The organism is Lysobacter sp. Soil_C_15 (assembly GCF_057657315.1).
Window position 1 is genome coordinate 341,141 of record NZ_JBDGIR010000001.1, and the last position, 18,167, is coordinate 359,307.

At 70.6% G+C, this 18,167-nt stretch carries 19 protein-coding genes; 7 read left to right on the forward strand and 12 right to left on the reverse strand.

Annotation, left to right across the window (positions count from 1 at the left end; translation table 11 throughout):
• Position 1: 1 nt before the first annotated feature.
• From AC3A57_RS01545 to AC3A57_RS01570, 6 genes are all read left to right on the forward strand, one after another.
• Positions 2–832 (forward strand): carbohydrate ABC transporter permease, encoded by an 831-nt coding sequence (locus AC3A57_RS01545; RefSeq protein WP_487577254.1) that lies wholly within the window; start codon positions 2–4, stop codon positions 830–832.
• 33 nt (positions 833–865) lie between these two features.
• The gene (locus AC3A57_RS01550) at positions 866–1,870 is read left to right on the forward strand and encodes an ABC transporter ATP-binding protein (protein WP_487577255.1); all 1,005 of its coding nucleotides are present in this window, start codon (positions 866–868) and stop codon (positions 1,868–1,870) included.
• Positions 1,867–2,637, forward strand: a complete 771-nt coding sequence (locus tag AC3A57_RS01555; RefSeq protein ID WP_487577256.1) for an L-iditol 2-dehydrogenase — start codon at positions 1,867–1,869, stop codon at positions 2,635–2,637. The genes AC3A57_RS01550 and AC3A57_RS01555 overlap by 4 nt, the downstream gene beginning before the upstream one ends.
• Positions 2,638–2,668: 31 nt before the next feature.
• On the forward strand, positions 2,669–3,442 hold the full coding sequence (locus AC3A57_RS01560; protein ID WP_487577257.1) for an SDR family NAD(P)-dependent oxidoreductase: 774 nt from the start codon (positions 2,669–2,671) through the stop codon (positions 3,440–3,442).
• Between the two features lie 9 nt (positions 3,443–3,451).
• On the forward strand, positions 3,452–5,113 hold the full coding sequence (locus AC3A57_RS01565; protein WP_487577258.1) for an FGGY-family carbohydrate kinase: 1,662 nt from the start codon (positions 3,452–3,454) through the stop codon (positions 5,111–5,113).
• Positions 5,114–5,196: 83 nt separating this feature from the next.
• The gene (locus AC3A57_RS01570; RefSeq protein WP_487577259.1) at positions 5,197–6,252 is read left to right on the forward strand and encodes a carbohydrate kinase family protein; all 1,056 of its coding nucleotides are present in this window, start codon (positions 5,197–5,199) and stop codon (positions 6,250–6,252) included.
• A gap of 11 nt (positions 6,253–6,263) precedes the next feature.
• Here AC3A57_RS01570 and AC3A57_RS01575 read toward each other — a convergent pair whose 3' ends face one another.
• The 8 genes from AC3A57_RS01575 to AC3A57_RS01610 form a co-directional block, all read right to left on the reverse strand.
• Entirely contained in the window at positions 6,264–7,241 is a 978-nt protein-coding gene (locus AC3A57_RS01575; protein ID WP_487577260.1) for a glycoside hydrolase family 6 protein, read from the reverse strand.
• Positions 7,242–7,503: 262 nt separating this feature from the next.
• On the reverse strand, positions 7,504–8,592 hold the full coding sequence (locus tag AC3A57_RS01580; RefSeq protein WP_487577261.1) for a saccharopine dehydrogenase NADP-binding domain-containing protein: 1,089 nt from the start codon (positions 8,590–8,592) through the stop codon (positions 7,504–7,506).
• Positions 8,589–9,494, reverse strand: coding sequence for an alpha/beta fold hydrolase (locus AC3A57_RS01585; RefSeq protein WP_487577262.1), 906 nt, complete (start codon positions 9,492–9,494; stop codon positions 8,589–8,591). The genes AC3A57_RS01580 and AC3A57_RS01585 overlap by 4 nt, the downstream gene beginning before the upstream one ends.
• A complete protein-coding gene (locus AC3A57_RS01590; protein WP_221670223.1) occupies positions 9,491–9,628 on the reverse strand; it encodes a hypothetical protein in 138 nt (45 codons plus the stop codon). The genes AC3A57_RS01585 and AC3A57_RS01590 overlap by 4 nt, the downstream gene beginning before the upstream one ends.
• Before the next feature lie 115 nt (positions 9,629–9,743).
• Positions 9,744–10,580 carry a helix-turn-helix transcriptional regulator gene (locus AC3A57_RS01595; protein WP_487577263.1) on the reverse strand — a complete coding sequence of 279 codons (837 nt, stop codon included), beginning with the start codon at positions 10,578–10,580 and terminating at the stop codon, positions 9,744–9,746.
• Positions 10,567–10,896, reverse strand: coding sequence for a DUF2834 domain-containing protein (locus AC3A57_RS01600; protein WP_487577264.1), 330 nt, complete (start codon positions 10,894–10,896; stop codon positions 10,567–10,569). The genes AC3A57_RS01595 and AC3A57_RS01600 overlap by 14 nt, the downstream gene beginning before the upstream one ends.
• Before the next feature lie 269 nt (positions 10,897–11,165).
• Entirely contained in the window at positions 11,166–11,603 is a 438-nt protein-coding gene (locus AC3A57_RS01605) for a hypothetical protein (RefSeq protein WP_487577265.1), read from the reverse strand.
• Positions 11,600–12,247, reverse strand: a complete 648-nt coding sequence (locus tag AC3A57_RS01610) for a DUF5671 domain-containing protein (protein ID WP_487577266.1) — start codon at positions 12,245–12,247, stop codon at positions 11,600–11,602. Before AC3A57_RS01610 ends, AC3A57_RS01605 begins: the two co-directional genes overlap by 4 nt.
• 382 nt (positions 12,248–12,629) lie before the next feature.
• On the opposite strand from AC3A57_RS01610, the gene AC3A57_RS01615 reads away from it, so the two are divergent.
• Complete coding sequence (locus tag AC3A57_RS01615; RefSeq protein WP_487577267.1) at positions 12,630–13,607, forward strand: GAF domain-containing protein; 978 nt, start codon at positions 12,630–12,632, stop codon at positions 13,605–13,607.
• Between the two features lie 9 nt (positions 13,608–13,616).
• On the opposite strand, the gene AC3A57_RS01620 is transcribed toward AC3A57_RS01615, so the two are convergent.
• The 4 genes from AC3A57_RS01620 to AC3A57_RS01635 all read right to left on the reverse strand — a co-directional run bounded on the left by AC3A57_RS01620 (position 13,617) and on the right by AC3A57_RS01635 (position 18,096).
• Positions 13,617–14,597: a hypothetical protein gene (locus AC3A57_RS01620; protein ID WP_487577268.1), complete on the reverse strand. Its 981-nt coding sequence runs from the start codon at positions 14,595–14,597 to the stop codon at positions 13,617–13,619.
• 198 nt (positions 14,598–14,795) lie between these two features.
• Positions 14,796–16,247 carry an XVIPCD domain-containing protein gene (locus tag AC3A57_RS01625; RefSeq protein ID WP_487577269.1) on the reverse strand — a complete coding sequence of 484 codons (1,452 nt, stop codon included), beginning with the start codon at positions 16,245–16,247 and terminating at the stop codon, positions 14,796–14,798.
• Positions 16,248–16,442: 195 nt separating this feature from the next.
• Positions 16,443–17,474, reverse strand: coding sequence for an alpha/beta fold hydrolase (locus tag AC3A57_RS01630; RefSeq protein WP_487577270.1), 1,032 nt, complete (start codon positions 17,472–17,474; stop codon positions 16,443–16,445).
• 424 nt (positions 17,475–17,898) lie between these two features.
• The gene (locus AC3A57_RS01635; protein WP_221670234.1) at positions 17,899–18,096 is read right to left on the reverse strand and encodes a hypothetical protein; all 198 of its coding nucleotides are present in this window, start codon (positions 18,094–18,096) and stop codon (positions 17,899–17,901) included.
• Between the last annotated feature and the right edge of the window lie 71 nt (positions 18,097–18,167).

The following is an 18,167-nucleotide window of genomic DNA, read 5'->3' on the forward strand; positions in this document are numbered from 1 at the left end:
CATGGCCCGTCGCGCGCCGATGCCGCAGATGCTGCTGACCACCGCCGTCGCCTGGCTGGTCGGCGGAATCGTGTTCTTCCCGATCCTGTGGATGCTGCTGACCAGCTTCAAGACCGAGATCGATGCGTTCTCGACCCCGCCCTCGCTGCTGTTGTTCGACTGGACATTGGAGAACTACATCCAGGTGCAGAAGCGCAGCGACTACCTGCGCCACGCCTGGAACTCGGTGGCGGTGTCGCTGGGCTCGACCCTGATCGCGATGCTGATCGCTATCCCGGCCGCCTGGGCGATGGCGTTCGCACCGACCCGGCGCACCCGCGGCATCCTGCTGTGGATGCTGTCGACCAAGATGCTGCCGCCGGTCGGCGTGCTGGTGCCGATCTACCTGATCTACCGCGACGCCGGCCTGCTCGACACCCGGATCGGCCTGATCGCGGTGCTGTGCATGAGCAACCTGCCGATCGTGGTATGGATGCTGTTCAACTACTTCAAGGACATCCCCAAGGACATCCTCGAAGCCGCGCGCATGGACGGCGCCACCATCGGCAAGGAAATCGCCTACATCCTCGCGCCGATGGCCCTGCCCGGCATCGCCTCGTCGCTGCTGCTGAACATCATCCTGGCCTGGAACGAGGCCTTCTGGTCCTTGAACCTGTCGTCCTCGCAGGCGGCTCCGCTGACCTCGTTCATCGCCTCCTACTCCAGCCCCGAAGGCCTGTTCTGGGCCAAGCTCTCCGCCGCTTCGACCCTGACCATCGCGCCGATCCTGGTGCTGGGCTGGTTCTGCCAGAAGCAGCTGGTGCGCGGGCTGACCTTCGGCGCGGTGAAGTAGACCGCGCGCCCCCAACTTCGCAAGAGAGCTCCCATGGGACGCATCACCCTGCAAGCGGTACGCAAGCGTTTCGACGCAGCGACCATCATCCACGGCGCCGACCTCGACATCGAGGACGGTTCGTTCGTGGTCTTCGTCGGTCCCTCCGGCTGCGGCAAGACCACCCTGCTGCGCCTGATCGCCGGGCTAGAGGACGTCAGCGAGGGCCGCATCCTGATCGACGGCCAGGACGTCACCCGCGCCGCGCCGGCCAAGCGCGGACTGTCGATGGTGTTCCAATCCTACGCTCTGTATCCGCACATGAACGTGCGCAACAACATCGCCTTCGGCTTGAAGATGGCCGGCCTGCCCAAGGCGGAGATCGAACGCCGGGTACAGAGCGCGGCCGGCGTTCTCGACCTCAGCGGCTACCTCGACCGTCGCCCCGGACAGCTGTCCGGCGGCCAGCGCCAGCGCGTGGCGATCGGCCGCGCGATCGTGCGCGAACCCAAGGCCTTCCTGTTCGACGAGCCGCTGTCCAACCTCGACGCCGCGCTGCGGGTGCAGATGCGGATGGAGCTGATCCGGCTACAGCGCAGCCTCGGCACCACCGCCGTCTACGTCACCCACGACCAAGTCGAGGCCATGACCATGGCCGACAAGATCGTGGTGCTCAACGCCGGCCGGATCGAGCAGGTCGGCACGCCGCTGGAACTGTACGAGCGGCCGCGCAACCTGTTCGTGGCCGGCTTCATCGGCTCGCCGAAGATGAACTTCGTCGCCGGCATCGCCGCCGCGACGCACGGCGCCGACACGCTCGGCGTGCGCCCCGAGCACATCGCCGTGTCGCGCGACGGCGACGGCTGGTCCGGCACCGTGACCCTGGCCGAACACCTGGGCAGCGACACTTTCCTTTACGTCGACGTGCCGGGGTTGGGCGCGCTCAGCGCGCGCACACCGGGCCATTTGGGCATCTGCGCCGGCGAATCGGTGGTGCTGCGCCCGGATCCGCAACGCCTGCATCGTTTCGACGCCGCCGGGGAGGCGGTACGCGCATGAAGCTGGAAGGAAAGATCGCCGTGGTCACCGGCGGCGCGCGCGGCATCGGCCGCGCGATCGTCGAACGCTACCTCGCCGAAGGCGCCCGGGTCGCCATCGCCGACGTCGACCTGCGCGAGGCCGAGCGCCTGGCCCGCCAGCACGGCGAACAGACGATGGCGGTGTCGCTGGACGTGACCCGACAATGGTCGATCAACGCCATGGTGCAACTGGTGGCCGAGCGCTACGGCGGCATCGACATCCTGGTCAACAACGCCGCCGTGTTCGACATGGCGCCGGTGGTCGAGGTCAGCGAAAGCAGCTGGGACCGGGTCTTCGCGGTCAACGCCAAAGGCTTGTTCTTCACTTTGCAGACCGTCGCCCGGCACATGATCGATCGCGGCCGCGGCGGACGCATCGTCAACATAGCCTCGCAGGCCGGACGCCGCGGCGAAGCGCTGGTCTCGGTGTACTGCGCCAGCAAGGCCGCGGTGATCAGCCTGACCCAGTCGGCCGGCCTGGACCTGATCCGGCACGGCATCCACGTCAACGGCATCGCCCCGGGCGTGGTCGACACGCCGATGTGGGACGAAGTCGACGCCTTGTTCGCGCGCTACGAAGGCCGCCGTCCCGGCGAGAAGAAACGTCTGGTCGGCCAGGCCGTTCCGCTGGGCCGGATGGGCCGCCCGGAAGATCACGCCGGCGCGGCGGTATTCCTGGCCAGCGACGACGCCGACTACGTCGTCGCCCAGACCTTCAACGTCGACGGCGGCAACTGGATGAGCTGACGCCGCCTCACCCTTCCCCACGGAATTCGCCATGTACCTGCAAAAGTTCAAACTCGAGGGCCGCACCGCGGTCGTCACCGGCGGCGGCCGCGCGATCGGCCTGGCCTGCGTCCAGGCCCTGGCCGAAGCCGGCGCCCGGGTCGTGATCGCCGATCGCGACGCCGAGGTCGCCGAGGAAGGCCGCACCGAGCTGCGCCGGATCGGCCTGGACGCCGACATCGCCATCGTCGACGTAACCGATTCGGCGCGGGTCGGCGCGGTCGCCGACGAGTTGGTCGCGCGCTACGGCCGGATCGATATCCTGGTCAACAATGCGGGCATCGCCCGCAGCGAAACCCCGGCCGAGGACGTCGCCGACGAACATTGGCTCAACGTCATCGACGTCAACCTCAACGGCACCTTCTGGTGCTGCCGGGAGTTCGGCCGGCATATGCTCGCCGCCGGCCGCGGCACGATCGTCAATATCGGCTCGATGTCGGGCTTCATCGTCAACAAGCCGCAAGCGCAAAGCTATTACAACGCCTCCAAGGCCGCGGTGCATCACTTGACCCGTTCGCTCGCCGCCGAATGGGGCGCGCGCGGGGTACGGGTCAACGCGGTCGCGCCGACCTACATCGCCACCCCGCTCAACGCCTTCGTCCAGTCGCAGCCGCAGATGTACCAGGCCTGGATCGGCGGCACGCCGATGGCGCGCCTGGGCGAGGTCGACGAGATCGCCTCGGTGGTGCTGTTCCTGGCCTCCGACGCCGCCAGCCTGATGACCGGCAGCATCGTCCTGGCCGACGGCGGCTACACTTGCTGGTGATCGCGGACGATGAACCAGGCCATGGCGGGAGCGGTCATCGGCATCGACGTGGGTTCGACCAGCGCGCGCGCCGGCGTGTTCGACGCGTATGGCCGCCTGTTGGCGACCGCGCGCCATCCGATCCGCACCTGGCATGAGCCGGGCGAGATTGTCGAACAGTCTTCCGATGACATCTGGGATGCCTGCGTGCGCAGCGTGCGCGAGGCGGTGCGCGAGAGCGGCGTCGCTGCCGGCGAGGTGCGCGGGATCGGCTTCGACGCGACCTGCTCGCTGGTGGTGCTCGATCCGCGCGGCCGGCCGCTCGCGGCCGGCCCGTCCGGCGATCCGCAACGCAACGTGGTGGTCTGGATGGACCACCGCGCCGGCGCCGAAACGCGCGAAATCAACGCCGGCCGCGCCGACGTGCTGCGCTACGTAGGCGGCCAGATCTCGCCGGAAATGCAGACTCCCAAGCTGCTCTGGCTCAAGCGCCATGCGCCGGCCAGCTACTACGGCGCAGGGCACTTCCTGGACCTGGCCGACTTCCTCAGCCTGCGCGCGACCGGTAGCGACGCGCGTTCGACCTGCACCGTCACCTGCAAATGGACCTACCTGGCCCATGAGCGGCGCTGGAGCGACGCGTTTTTCGAATCGATCGGCCTGGGAGACCTGAGCCTGCACGAGCACGCCCGCATCGGCCGCCGCATCGTCGAGCCGGGCACGTCCCTGGGCAGCGGGCTGACCGTCCAGGCCGCGGCCGAACTCGGCCTGCCGCGCGGCATCGCGGTCGGCGCTTCGCTGATCGATGCCCACGCGGGCGCGATCGGAACCCTCGGCAGCCGCGGCGGCGACGCAGAACCCGACGTCGATGCCTGCAGCCGGCTGGCCTACATCATGGGCACCTCGGCCTGCGTGATGGCCAGCAGCCGCGACGCGCGCTTCGTTCCGGGCGTGTGGGGGCCGTACTACTCGGCGTTATTGCCTGGGCTGTGGCTGATCGAAGGCGGCCAATCCGCCGCCGGCGCCGCGATCGACCACCTGGTGCAGTCGCATCCGGCCAGCGCCGACGTCGCGCAGGCCGCCGCACGCGCAGGCCTGGATCCTTTGGGCTGGCTGGAAGCGCAGGTGCTGGCGCGCTGCGGCCACGCCTCCGACAGCGCACGGCTGGCGGCGCAGCTGCATGTGCTGCCGGAATTCCTCGGCAACCGCTCGCCGCACGCCGACCCCGACGCGCGCGCGATCGTCGCCGGGCTCGACCTCAACCGCGATCTCGACCAGCTCGAACGGCTTTTCGTCGCGACCCTGTGCGGCCTAGGTTACGGCTTGGCCGAAGTGATCGAGAGCATGCGCAACCACGGCGTCGCCGGCGAGACCATCGTCGCCAGCGGCGGCGCCAGCCGCAGCCCGCTGGTGCGCCAACTGATGGCCGACACCACGGGACTGGCGATCGCCCAGGCCGCCACTGCCGAACCGGTACTGCTCGGCGCGTCGATGCTCGGCGCGGTCGCTGCGGGCCTGTACCCGGACATCCCTTCGGCGATGCGGGCGATGTCGCGCCTGGGCGGCATCACCCGGCCCTCGCCGGCGATGGCCGAGCTGCACGCGCGCAAACGCCGCGCCCACGCGGTGCTGCGCCGCACCGACCGCGACCTGCGCACGGCGATGGCCGAGCGGCCGCTGCTGGCCGACTGACCTGTCCGCCGGCCGGTCGCCGGCCATTGCGCGGCGCGCGCCGTCGCCGACGCACCGCACGTTTTTCCGCATCGGATCGCCTCATGAACCTCTTACATCGTCCGTTCCCTCGCTCAGCCGCTTCGGTCCTGGTGTGCGGCGAAGCCTTGTTCGATCTGTTCCTGCATGCACAGGACGCAGACCCCACGGCGCCACCGCAGCACGGCCATCCGTCCGGCGCTTCGCCCGGAGAACTGCGCCTACGCGGCCGCCTCGGCGGCTCGCCTTGCAATGTCGCCGTCGGCCTGACCAGGCTCGGCCGGCGCGCCGCACTGTTCACCGGCCTGGCCGCCGACGCGCTCGGCGCGCGCCTGCGCGCGGCGATCCTTGCCGAAGGCGTCGATGCGGGCGCCTGTGCCGACAAACCCGGCACGGCGACCACGCTGAGCCTGGTCGCCGCCGACGCCGCCGGCGTGCCGGCCTATGCCTTCTATGGCCAGGACGGCGCAGAGCGCGCCCTGCAAGCGTCCGATTTGCCGGCCCTGGCGGACCACTGCGTGGCGCTGCATTTCGGTTCTTACTCGCTGGTGGTCGAGCCGACGGGCTCGGCGCTGCTGGCGCTGGCACGACGCGAGCGCGGCCGGCGCGCGCTCAGCCTGGATCCGAACGTACGCCTGGGAGTAGAGCCCGATCTGGCCTGCTGGCGCCGACGCATCGGCGAATGGAGCGCGCTGGCGCAGCTGATCAAGGTCAGCGAAGAAGACCTGCAACTGCTGTATCCGCGGCGCGAGCCGCTGGCTGCGGCCGAAGCCTGGCTGCACGCCGGCGCGCACTTGGTCGTGGTCACCCGCGGCGCGCACGGCGCGATCGGCCTGCTGCGCGAACAGCGCATCGAAGTGAGCGCGCCGCAGGTCCGGGTCGCCGACACCGTCGGTGCCGGCGACACCTTCCAGGCCGCATTGCTGGACGGATTGCTCGGTTGCCCCGGCCTGCGCGCCTGGCTGGGCGGCGAGCCGTCGCCGCTGCCCTGCGACGCGGTCCCGGCCTTGCGCGCTGCGCTGGAACGCGCCGCGCGCGCCGCGGCGTTGACCTGCACCCGGGTCGGCGCGCAACTGCCCTATGCCGACGAACTGGACCGCTATTGCGCGACGCTCGACTGAGGTCCGCCGGCTTACCAGCCGTCGATCAACCGCACCGCCAGCTCGGGAGCGAAGGTACCGGCCGGCGTATTCGGCGCGATGCCGCATTGGCCGTCGGAGTCGCCCGGCACCTTCAGCCACAGCAGCATCTCCGCGCCGCTGGTGCTGGCCTGCGAGCTCGCGCCGAGCTTGCGTCCGGCCGGGTTGCACCATTCGCCGTTGGAGCCGTTGCCGTTGCGGCTGGTATCGACCACGAACGGCTTGGCGTAGCCGAACTGGCGGTTGAGCGAGGCGGCGACCGCGGCGCCGTAACTGTTGGACGCGGCGGTGGTGTGGTAGTTGGACACGTTGAGGGCGAAGCCGCGGATATCGCGCACCCCGGCCGAGTTCAACCGCCGCGCCATCTCGTCGGCGCCGATCCAGGTGGCGTTGCCGCCGTCGTGGTACACCTGCGCGTTCGGCGCGCGCAGCTTGAACTCGCGCGCCGCGTACTGCAGCAGGCCGATGCGGATGCTGCGCTGGTCGGCGGCCAGGCAGTCGAGCTGGGCCAGGGCGTCGGGTTCGATCACCACCACCGCGCGGCGGTCGCCGATGCCCGAGGCGAAGCTGGAGATCCAGGTGCGGTAGGCCTCCGGGCTGCCGGCGCCGCCGCCGGAGTGGCTGCCGCAGTCGCGACCGGGGATGTTGTAGGCGACCAGGATCGGCCGCTTGTCGGCCGCGCGCGCGGCGTCGACATAGGTCGCCACCGCGGTGCCGATGTTGCCGCTCCAGTTGCCGAACCAGCGCCCCATCGGCTTGGTCGCGATGGCGTTGCGGATCTTGCTGGCGCGCGCGTCGGCAGGATGATCGCGGACCCAGATCGCCGGGTTCGAGTTCGGGTCGACGTAGAAGCCGCTGCCCTGGTTGGCCGCGGCCGCGGCGCCGGGCGCCAGCGTCGCCAGGGCCCAGACCAGTGCGCCGGCCGCGAGCCGGCGCGACGCGCGCGCGGATATTGCGTGGTGCTGTTGCATCGTTCCTCCTGCGGATGGCGTCGGGCGGGGGATCGCCGCGGGGCGCGCAGCGCCGCGAGGCGATGCCGGCCGCGCGACGCCGCGCGACCGGCATCGCGCACCATGACCCGCCGCGCCGGCCTGCGCATCCGCGGCGCTCACAGTTTCGAATATCGCGCCGCCACGCCGGCGCCGCTTGGCGACGGCGTTCACCGTGCAGCGCGGTTGGCTTACAAACGTCATGCCGCGGCCGGATTGCGACCGCGTGCGCAGCGCGCGGCGGTCAAGCCTCGGCGCCGGTTGCGCTGCGCGCTTCGGCTTCGACCGCGACGACGAAGTCCGGATCGGCGGCCGCGAGCGCAACCAGCATCGCGCCGGCCTCGCCGGCCTGCGCCGGCGCGATCACGCCGCGCCCCGCTCCCCGCAAGGCCTGCTCCATGGTCTCCACCACCAGCGGCGCGCTGATCGCGTAGATGTCGCGGCCCTGGGCGCAGGCGCGGCGCTCCTCGCCGCGGCGGCGGATCAGCACCTCGACCGCGAAGCGCTGCGCCGAACGTCCGCTGGCGTCGGCCGGGCGCGGCGGCGGCGTGGCCTGGTCGCGCAGGTCCTGCAGCGGCGCCAGGTTCATATAGGAATGCAATCGCCGGCAGCACAGATGGCGCGACACGGTGACGACTTCCGACAAGGGCAGCAGGGTCATCGGCTGGGTGCCGAACGGCGCCTGGAACCGCCATTCGCGCTGCGGCGGCGGATTCGGCACCAGGGACTCGCGTCCGTCCTCGATCACCCAGCGCGGCACCTGGTTGCGTTGGCCGGTGAGGCGGGTGCCCAAGGTCGGCTGCCAGGAATCCAGCGCCACCGCGATCTCGATCGCGTCGATCTCGCTCCAGTCGGTGCAGGCGGCGCTGGCGAGCAGGTCGGCCAGGCCGCCGTAGAACGCCGCCGCCGGCACCGCGACGATGCCGGCGGCGACCGCCTCGTCGTGGCGCCGGTAGGCCGCCGCGACCGCGGCCTGTTCCGCGCAGAGGTCGAAGTAGCCGATGCCGGCACGCAGGGCCGCGTCCAGCACCGGCGCCCCGGTGTCGAGGAAGGGGCCGGCGCAGTGGATCACCGCCTGCGCGCCGGCCAGGGCGCGATCCAACGCTGCCGCATCGTCGGTGGCTGCGACCGCGATCTGCGGATCCGGGAACTCTGCGGCCAAAGCCCGCAGCCGCGCCGCGTCGCGACCGCACAGGCGCGGCGTCCAGCCGCGCCGCAGCAACTCGGCGACGACGAAGCGGCCGGTGTGGCCGTAGGCGCCGTACACCGCCACCGGCGCGGCCGGCTCGGCCGCGCCGCGCCGCCGCGGTTGCGCCGTGATCGTTGCGCTCATGCCGTTGCGCCCTCGACCGCGGCCGGCGTCGGCGCCACCGCGGCGGCGTGCCAATGCGCGCGCAGTTCGCGGTTGAACTCGGCCGGACGCTCTTCGGGAAAGAAGATCCGCGCCCCGTCGAACTCGACCCGGCGCCGGGTGCCGGGAATGGTCTGCTGCAGCCAATGCGACCATTGCAGCGGGAAATACACATCGTCGCTGCCCCAGGCGATCAGGGTCGGCGCCCGCAGCCGGCGCAGGCCGTCCTCGATCGCCAGGGTGTGGCGGCAGTCGAACGCGCCGACGAAGCGCTCCAGTTCGCCCAGCCTTCGCGGCGAGCTCAGGAACGGGCGCAGATAGGTCTCGATGGTGTCGTCTTCGACCCGCTGCGGCCGCTCGTAAGCCGGCCCCAGCGCCTGCGGCGAGCGGAATACGTCTTTGTCGGCCAGCATCGCGGCCAGGGTCTGGCCTAAGCCGCCGGCGGCGACCATCGCCACGAACGGCTGGAACGCTTGCGGCGGCCAGTTGTCGTGCGCATCGCAGTTGCTCAGGGTCAGGCTGCGCAGGCGCTGCGGATACAAGGCGGCGAAGATCTGGCAGATGCCGCCGCCGCTGTCGTTGCCGACCAGGTCGACCCGTTCGATGCCGAGCGCGTCGAGGAACTGCGCCAGCATGTGCGCGTTCGCGGTCACCGACAGATCCTGGCCGGGCGCGGCCTCGGTGTAGCCGTGGCCGAGCAGGTCCGGGGCGATGCAGCGGCGCACCGCGCTCAGCTCGTCGAGCTGATGCCGCCACAGGTAGCCGTTGAGCAGCACGCCGTGGACGAACAAGGCCACCGGGCCGCTGCCGCGCTCGACGTAGCCGATCTCGCCGGACGGCGTCGCCACCGTCCGGCGCGCGGCGAAGAAATCGGCGCCGCTCACGGCTGCGCCTGCGCTTCGCGCAGTTTCTGCGCGCATTCTTCGCAGCAGACCTCGACCGTTTCGCCGCCGATCCGCACTTCGATCGCGTTCTCGTCCAGCGGATAGTCGCAGGCCGCGCAAGTCTTCTCGTTCATGATGCTCTCCGGTTCTCGCCCGTCGATCGGGCTAACACAGAAGACCATCGGCGCGCCGGCGGCGCTGTCGGAATCTTTAGCGATCGTCGCGGCGGCCGGGCGGCGACCGGCGCGCTCAGCCGCTCTTGGCGCGCGCGGTCTGGCGGAACGCGCTCGGGCTGCGCCCGTAGGCCTGCTTGAAGGCGGCGGCGAAATGGCTGTGGCTGGAGAAGCCCAGGTCCTGGGCCAGCGCCGACATGTCCGGCGCATCGGCGACCAGGTCCAGTGCCCGCGCCAGCCTCAAGCGCAGGTGGTAGCGGTACAAGGGCACGCCCTCGACCTGCTGGAAAGCCTGGGTCAGGTATACCGCCGAACCGCCGATCTCCGCGGCGATTTCGTCCAGGCTCCAACGCCGGCCCAGGTCGCTGGCGAGCAACACCTTGACCCGGTCCACCAGGCGCCGCCGCGCCGGCCCGCCGCCGCCGTTGTGGGTCGAGCGCGGCCCCAGGGTGCGGCAGACCAGGGTCAGGGCCAGGCTTTCGGCCTCCAGCGGTTCGATATGGCCGTGCTCCAGGCGGTGGCGCAGCAGGGCGACCAGGGCCTGGGCGCGCGGATCGATCTGCAGCGTCTGGCGCCGGAACGCGAGCCCGTCGCGCGCCTGCAACAGGCCCGCCGGCGCCAGTTCGCGCAGCAAGGGTTGCGATATCGCCAGCACCAGGCTGGCGTCGCCGCCGCTGACCGGATGACTGACCTGATAGCCCTCGCCGGCGTTGAACAACAAGGCGTGGTTGGCGTCGGCCACCGACTGATCGCTGCCGACGTGGCGCAGATACAGGCCGCGATAGGGAAACACCAGGTGCGTGGCCGACGCGCACTCCTCGGCGCTGCGATGCCGGCACTCGCCGCGGCAGCGGACGTTGCGCACCGAGACGCTGGCGGTGTCGAGCAGGCGGCTGACTTCAAACTCGGCCATCGCCGCTTCTCGCCGCCAGATGCCGTTCGCGCAACAGCAGGAACCAGGGCAGCGCCAGCGACACGCCGACGCCGAGCCCGAGCAGGGGCAGCCACCATCGGCGCATGCCCAGGCGCCGGCCTTCGGCCAGGATCAGCGCGACCACCGCCACGCCGGACACCAGCACGTCGCTCCAGGCGAACGCGGCGATCGGGTTGGCGGCCGCCTGCCGAAACATCAGCGGCAAGTCCAGGCCGTGGGCCGCCAGCCATGGCGCGAACTGCGCCAGCGGCCACAACGTGCCGGCCACGCACAGCAAGGCATACACGACGCGCATGCGACCTCCGGCTCGGGACAGGGCAATGGTTTCGGCGACGAGCATAGACGCCGGGCGCCAGACGCACCATGACGCCGGCGGGACGAAGTTTTGCGGCGGCATGGCCTTGCGGCCGGCCGCATCGTGATCTGAACCCGGATCCGCAGGTGGCGCTGTCGGAATCTTTAGCCTCCCGGCCGGTGCGGGCGAACCCGCACGCCGCTCGGACCTGGTCCCATCTCAAGCGTAGTTGCCAATCCCGTTGCAGCGGATTCGCCGGGCCGCGCCGCTCAGTCGGCCGGCTTGGCCGCGTCCAGCTCGTAGCAATGGCGGCCGGCCGGGTGGCGCCAATCCGATTGGATGCCGTAGTGGCCGGCGTCGTGGCGGCGTTCGTCGCCGGTGTCGGTGGCGAAGTTCGCGCACAGCCGGTAGCGGCCGGCCGCGCCGGGCTGGTACGCGTAGGGTTGCGCGGTTTCCGGATCGGCCACCGACAAGGCCACGCCGGGCTGCGCCGCCAACGCCGGCAGGTCGCCGGGCAGGCGGTTGTTGGCCTGCCAGTATTCGCGCAGCTCGCGCTTGATCTGCTGCAGCTCGTGCGCCCGCCTCTGGTCCAGGCGCAGGTCGCGCTGCGCCTCCGGCCCGCCCATGATCGCCACTGCGGCGATGCACGAGGCGGCCACCGCGGCGCCGACGACCATCAACAGCCAACGTCCGACCGGCGCGCTCATGCCTGATTCTCCTCTCGACGCAGATCCCACAGGTAGTAACCGAAGATGGTCCCGGCGATCGCGCCGACCGCCAGCGATTTCATCGCGAAGCGCAAGCTGATCTCGCCGCCGAGCAGGTTGTAGACCAGCACCGTCATGTCGCCGACCAGCACGGCCGCGGCGAGGAACAGGGTCAGGTAGGTCAGCCAGCGCCGCACCGGCGACAGCCGCTTGATCGGATGGCGGGCGACGTCGCGGGCGACCCGATGGCAGACGAAGGCGAACACCGGGAAACCGATGCTCAGCGCCGATACCGACCAGCGCAGCGAGTCGTCGATGCTGCGCCGCCAATAGCCGAAATCGTCGACCGCGTCCGGCCAGGCCAGGTTGATGAAATCGAACCATAGGCTGCCGAGGCTGCAGGCGACCAGGTACAGGGTCGAGAACAGCACCAGATAGGCGAAGGCCTCGCGCGCCGACAGCGAAGCGCGCGGCTTGGGCACCGGCAGGACGAAGCCGACGTCGGCATAGGCCTCCAGCGCGCCGCGGGTCTGTTCGGCGCTCCAGCCCGCCGCGGCCAAGGCCTGCGCGGTGGCCTGCTTGCTTTGCCCGCGCATCAGGGCTTCGCGGACGAAGCCCTCCAGTTCCTGACTGCCCCCGGCCATGATCGGCGACTCCGTGAGAAGGACGCCCCGACCTTAGCAAGGCCGGCGCCGCCGCGAAGCCTGGCCGCGACAAGTAGCGCCAAACGATACCCGCAGGCGCCCCGGCCGCACCCTGTCCGTTGCGTGCGGCATGTTTCGTGCGCGACGGCGGCGCGGATTGCGTCCCGGTCCGCCGCAAATTGCGCCGGCGCCTCCGCCGGGACGCGCCATGCGCGCTCGAGCCGCTCGATACGCATGCCGCGCGCGACGACGTGAGCCGGCGGGTCTCATCGAACGCCGTGCCTAGCGTTCGCTGTACGACTGATTCACTTTTCGCTAACGGCGGATCGGCGATCACTGAACTCGTCCGCGGGCCGCGCGCTCGCCTCTTCCTCGGTTGCCCATGCCCACCGCCGCCAGCCGTACCGCCGCCACCCCGTCCAACGCGATTCCGGAGAGCGAACGCCAGCGCGCGCTCGACCGGCTGCGCATCGTCGACAGCCTGCCCGAACCGGTCTACGACGACCTGGTCAAACTGGCCGCCACCGTCTGCGACACGCCGATCGCCCTGGTCTCGCTGGTCGACCGCGACCGGCAATGGTTCAAGGCCCGGGTCGGCCTGGACGAGAGCGAGACCGCGCGCAGCGTCGCGGTCTGCGATCATGCGATCCGCAGTCCGGACCAGTTGCTGGAAGTGCCGGACCTGGCCCGCGATCCGCGCTTCGCCAACCTGCCGCTGGTGGAGAACGAGATCGCCCGCTTCTACGCCGGCGCGCCGCTGGTCACCGACGAGGGCGTGGCGATCGGCACGGTCTGCGTGCTCGACAGCGAACCGCGCGAACTCGATCCGCGCCAGCGCCAGGCGTTGAAGTCGCTGTCGCGGATCGCGATGGAACTGATCGACGCCCATGCCCGCGAGCACCAGGCCGAGGTCGGCGCGCTGCTGGCCAAGCCGGCCGCGGCGGCGGCCGCAGCGGCCACCAAACAGACCGCGCCGGTCGCGGCCCCGGCCGAACCCTATACCGTCGCGATCCTGGAACTGCAGGACTACGCCGGCACCATTGCGCGCCTGGGCGAACGCGCGACCGAGAAAGCGATGCAGGCGCTGGGCCTGGCCCTGGAGCACTGCCTGCGGCCCGAGTTCGGCGACCATATCGACCGGGTCACCTCCAGCCCCGAATTCGTCGCTACCCTGAGCGGCGGCGACGTCGAGGCGCGGGTCGACGCCTTGCGGCGCACCGTCGAACGCCAGCGCGGCCAAGGCCTGACCGTGCTGGTCGGCAGCGCCGCGGCGAGCAGCGCGCAGGAGGCTCCCGGCGCGGTGTTCCTGCGCGCGGACGCGGCCCTGAGCCGGGAGAAAAATCGGCTCAAGGCCGCCTGAGCGGCGCGGCTACAGCGGCGGCAGTTCGTCGCAATCCGGCTCTTCCGCCGCGGCCGCGGCCGGCGCCGGTTGCGGCGTGCGCACCGGCGCGCTCAGGCCGGGAGTCGTTGCGCATGCCGGCAGCGGCGGCGCCGGCGCCGTACCGCTCCAAGCCGAGGCGTCGCGCGTCGCCGCCGTCGAGGCCGCATTGAGATCGCGCATGAAGTCGACGGTCTCGGCGACCCAGGCGCGATTGCTGCCCACGGTCTGCGAACACTGCACCGGACTCCAGACCACGAAGCCGCCAGCCTTGGCGCCGAGCTGGTCGAGCTGGCGGCGCCAGCGATCGGCCGGCAGATAGGCCGGGTTCGGATTCTGGCCGCAGGTCGCTTCGTATTGCGGCCGGACGTAGGGAATCAACGGCTTGCTCGAATCGACGTTGCGCGCCGAAGCGACCCGGTTGTCGAGCCGGCGCTCCCAGGTCGCCTGGTCCAAGGCGGTCGCGGTGTACAGATGCGGAAAGAAACCGTCCTGGTACTGGGCCAGGTCGCGCGCGCAGTCCAGATACTGGTCGCTGTTCGGGCCGAGCAGGTCGTAGGCGCCGATCATCCGTCCCGGCGCGGCCTGGCGCGCCCACAGGAACAACTGGCGCCAGATCCGGTAGCGCAGATGGGCCTTGGCCGGGTCGACGTTCTTGATCCAGATGTTCTCGAAATCGAGCACGATCGGGCCGGGGTGTTTGTCCGCGGCCGCCGCCACCGCGGCCTTGAACGCGGCCTGGCGCGGCAGCTTGTCGATTACGGTGCAATCGGCCCATTCCCGCGCCTGGTAGACGATGTTGGATTTGACCAGACCGGCCTCGCCGACCAGGTCGACGTCCTGGTAGCGGCTGTTGTCGTAAGCGTGGAAGACGCGGCCGAGCGTGCCGGTCTGCGCCTGCGCTCCGTTGAGGCCGCAGGCGGCCAATACCAGCGCGAGCGCGCCGGTGCTTCGCAATCCTGAGAGGTGCATGTCGCGGGGTCCTTGCGGGCGTACTAGCGGTGGGGCCTTGCGCCGGACGCAGCGCAAGGCCGGGGGAACCCGGATTCTAGCCAGCGCGAGCGTTCGCTACGGTGTCGGGAAGACGACCGCGCGCACCGTTTCGAGCATTCGCTCGTGCGCATGCGCCGTGCGCGACCATCCGGCCACACACAGCATGACCATCGGCGCTTACTGCATCATCGTGCGCGCGTTCTGCTGCTGTTGCTGCTGCGCGTTGTGGACCTGGGCCTGCGGCTGCGGCAGTTCCTCCAGCTTGAACGTGCTGATGCCGACCGACTGGCCCATCGCCTCCTGCTTGGGCACGTGCGCCAGGCCGAGCGGATGCTGCTGCGAGCCGTGCACCGCGAACAGGGTCTGGCCGTCGACGCTCTGCGCCACCGAGTCGACCGAACCCAAGTTCCCCTGCTGCGCCGCGACCACCAGCGCGCCGGCCGCGTTCTGGCGCTGCTCGCCGCTCATGTTGCGGCCGAAGTCGGTCTGGCCGAGCTTGCCGAGGACATCGTCGTACTGCGCTTTAAGCGGATGGCCGTCCTCGTTCAGCCACGGCATCGGTCGATAGTTCAAGCCCAGCTCGCGCGCCTGCTGGGCCACAGCGGTGGGCAGTTCCTCGTCCATCGTGTCCTGATCGAGAAAGTCGTCGAACTCGCCCGGGACTTCCGCTTCCTCGAAATCGCGGTACTCGTTGCGCAGGTCCACTTCGAATTCGTGCGAGCTGTTGGTGCTGCGGCTGACCAGGCGCAGGTTGGACACGTCGTTGTAGGCGTCCAGGGCGTCGGCCTTGCTCAGCGAACCGTTGGGCGCGTGCTTGAGCATCTCCTGCGACAGCAGCTCGAACGGGAATTTGTGGTCGATGTCCAGCGCGTCGCGGGTGCACAGCTGGCCCGAGGCGGCGCAGCGGAACAAGGGCACCGTTTGCACGTCGCCGGCCTGGTTGGTCAGGTTCACGCTGCCGGCGTAGGAACGGCCCAGCTCGGCCTCGAACCACTGGCCGAGCACCTTGCTGTCGAAGCTCAGGCCTTTGCGGCCGTCGTCCGGCGACCAGGACTGGCCCAGAGTGGCCTGGGTGCGCCGGGCCTGGTCGCGATCGGGATCGAACCCGGGACGATCGGCGTCGGGATCGAAGCCGAAACGCTCCTCGACCCAGGTCTTCCACTGCGTCGAATCGGCGCCGTAGTGGCGCAGTACGTGGTCGGCGCTGTCGCGGGCGCGGTTGATCACCGACGGCAGCATGCGCAGGTTGTCGACGTCGTTGTAGGCCATGTGCGCATCGGCATGGTTGGCCACGCCGAGGGTGTCGAAATGCTCGCGCCACTGGCTGACGTGGTCGATGTCCAGCGCATCGGTGCTGTGCCAGCTGTTGCTGTCGGCATGGTGGTAGAGCAACACGCTGCCGATGCCGGGCAGGGTGGCTTGCTGCGGCTGCATGTGCTCCAGCGCCCAGTCGTTGCGCATGTACTCCACGGTCGAGTCGTAGAAGCCGATGCTCGAACGGGTATTGGCCGCGGTCCACGGTTTGGCATGCAGGCCGTGGCCGTGCTGGGTCGGCGCCAGGTCGTCCCAGCTGACCAGGCGCACCTGCTCGCCGCTGCTCAGGGTCTTGGTCTCGAATTGGTATCCCATGGCGTCGCTCCTGGTTGGCCGGTCGTTTTACGTTCGCCCTTACGCGAAATCCGCGCCGCGCCGGCCAACGACGGCAGGCGCGGCCGGACAATGTACACGCGCGCGGTCGCGGCCCGAGCGACGGCGTGGGGAGCCGACCCAGGCCGCAGACTCCGGCGTGAACGGGTCGACGCTATCGCCGCGACCGCGATCGGATCAGCGCGCTTCGGCCGGCGGCGCCGGCCGGCGCGGGGCGCGCAGCAGCTCGCGCACCGCGTCGGCCACGGCTTGCGGACGGTCCAGCGGCACCTCGTGGGAACTGCCGGGCAGGTCCACCCGTCGGCTGGCGCTGGACGCGGCGAGGATGCGCTGGTGGGTTTGCGCGCGCGCCCGCTGCAAGACCGCGCGCGCTTCCTCCGTCGCCCCCGGGTAAGCGGCGTCGGCGACCAGCAGCCGCAACGGAATCGCACCGTAGCTTTCGTCGGCCGATACCGGCGCGGCGAACACGACGCGGTTGGACTCCAGCTCCGAGCGCAGGGTGCGCCAGTAACCGGGCTTGAGTTTGTTGCTGCGGACGGCGTCGGCCACCGCTTCGCCCATCCACGGCGGCGGGGCGCGCAGGCAGCTCTGGGTCGCCGGCTCGGGCGTGCCCAAGCGGCCGGCTTCGGCGGCGCTCTCGCAGGCGGCCAGCAGCGCATCGCGGCGTGCGCTCAACGCCGCGTCCTGTCGCTTCCATTGCGCCGGCATGGCCGGCGCCGCGCCCTGCTCCGGCGGGTCGAGCAACACCAACCCGGCGACCCGCTCCGGATGCGCCTGCGCATAGCGGCGGACGATGTTGCTGCCCAGCGAATGCCCGACCAGCACCGCCGAACCGGCGCCGGCGCTGGCCCGCACCACCATGTGCAGATCGGCGACGGCGGCGTCCAGATCGCGCGGCATCGGCCCCTCGTTGCTGAAGCCATAGCCGGCGCGGTCGTAGGCGCAGACCCGCGCCGCGCCCCGCAGCAAGGGCACCACCCGGTACCAGGTCGTGGAATCGGCGTTGCTGCCCGCCTCCAGCACCACCACCTTCGGCCCGCGGCCGCCGTAGCAACGCAAGTTCAGGCGCCGGTCGGGAAGATCGATCGGGCGGCCCGGATCGGCGTATTCCACCGGGATCGGCGCCGGGTCGGCGGCCGCCGACCCGGCGACGGCGGGGGTGCAGACGAGCAGCGACATCAGCAGTACGGCCAACGGCGACGGCTTCAAGGGCGTTCTCCTGGGTGGGCGGTGGTCTGCGCAGTCGCAGCACGAGGCGGAGCGAACGCAGCCGCGCGAGCTTAGCAAGCGCGTCGCGACACGCCGCCGCGCCGGTGTCGCAGGCCTCGTCTGCCGCCGGGCGACGCCTCGCCGCGCGCCGTATCCGCTGGCAGGTCGGCGCGTGGTTTCCACGATTCGCTGGGTCGCGTGCAGTTGTGGCGCGACTGGCCCGAACGCCTGTCGCGACATCGCGCAACCGATGCCTCGTCCGCTCGCGAATGAAACGGCATACGCGCAGGCGCGGCGGATCGCAGCGGCGATCACCAATCCAAGGCGAGTTTCGGCGTAGCCGATAAGCGGCACGACCGCTGTCCAACGAGAAAGCGGCCGGTCGTACCGGCCGCCCCGACGGAATTCCGAGCGGTCCGGCGACTCAGTCGTCCTCGCCCTCTTCTTCCTCTTCCTCGTCTTCGTCCTCGTACGGCAGGCCCATCACGTACTGGATCCACGGCTCGCCGCCCGGACGCTGGCCGGTGCCGATCGCGAGGATGACCCAACCGTCCTGCAGGCGCTGATTGACGTCCGCCACCTGGTCGACCTGCACCACTTCTCCGATCGTCTCGAACTCCACGCGCATCGCTCCGGTGTGTGAAAGGGCGCCAGGATACGACACCGCGCCGCCGCCGATAAGCCAGACGCCGA

Excerpts from the sequence above, each read along its gene's own strand:
- AC3A57_RS01545 (WP_487577254.1), top strand. The coding sequence starts at position 2 with ATGGCCCGTCGCGCGCCGATGCCGCAGATGCTGCTGACCACCGCCGTC.
- AC3A57_RS01550 (WP_487577255.1), top strand. The coding sequence starts at position 866 with ATGGGACGCATCACCCTGCAAGCGGTACGCAAGCGTTTCGACGCAGCG.
- AC3A57_RS01555 (WP_487577256.1), top strand. The coding sequence starts at position 1,867 with ATGAAGCTGGAAGGAAAGATCGCCGTGGTCACCGGCGGCGCGCGCGGC.
- AC3A57_RS01560 (WP_487577257.1), top strand. The coding sequence starts at position 2,669 with ATGTACCTGCAAAAGTTCAAACTCGAGGGCCGCACCGCGGTCGTCACC.
- AC3A57_RS01565 (WP_487577258.1), top strand. The coding sequence starts at position 3,452 with ATGAACCAGGCCATGGCGGGAGCGGTCATCGGCATCGACGTGGGTTCG.
- AC3A57_RS01570 (WP_487577259.1), top strand. The coding sequence starts at position 5,197 with ATGAACCTCTTACATCGTCCGTTCCCTCGCTCAGCCGCTTCGGTCCTG.
- AC3A57_RS01575 (WP_487577260.1), bottom strand. The coding sequence starts at position 7,241 with ATGCAACAGCACCACGCAATATCCGCGCGCGCGTCGCGCCGGCTCGCG.
- AC3A57_RS01580 (WP_487577261.1), bottom strand. The coding sequence starts at position 8,592 with ATGAGCGCAACGATCACGGCGCAACCGCGGCGGCGCGGCGCGGCCGAG.
- AC3A57_RS01590 (WP_221670223.1), bottom strand. The coding sequence starts at position 9,628 with ATGAACGAGAAGACTTGCGCGGCCTGCGACTATCCGCTGGACGAGAAC.
- AC3A57_RS01595 (WP_487577263.1), bottom strand. The coding sequence starts at position 10,580 with ATGGCCGAGTTTGAAGTCAGCCGCCTGCTCGACACCGCCAGCGTCTCG.
- AC3A57_RS01600 (WP_487577264.1), bottom strand. The coding sequence starts at position 10,896 with ATGCGCGTCGTGTATGCCTTGCTGTGCGTGGCCGGCACGTTGTGGCCG.
- AC3A57_RS01605 (WP_487577265.1), bottom strand. The coding sequence starts at position 11,603 with ATGAGCGCGCCGGTCGGACGTTGGCTGTTGATGGTCGTCGGCGCCGCG.
- AC3A57_RS01610 (WP_487577266.1), bottom strand. The coding sequence starts at position 12,247 with ATGGCCGGGGGCAGTCAGGAACTGGAGGGCTTCGTCCGCGAAGCCCTG.
- AC3A57_RS01615 (WP_487577267.1), top strand. The coding sequence starts at position 12,630 with ATGCCCACCGCCGCCAGCCGTACCGCCGCCACCCCGTCCAACGCGATT.
- AC3A57_RS01620 (WP_487577268.1), bottom strand. The coding sequence starts at position 14,597 with ATGCACCTCTCAGGATTGCGAAGCACCGGCGCGCTCGCGCTGGTATTG.
- AC3A57_RS01625 (WP_487577269.1), bottom strand. The coding sequence starts at position 16,247 with ATGGGATACCAATTCGAGACCAAGACCCTGAGCAGCGGCGAGCAGGTG.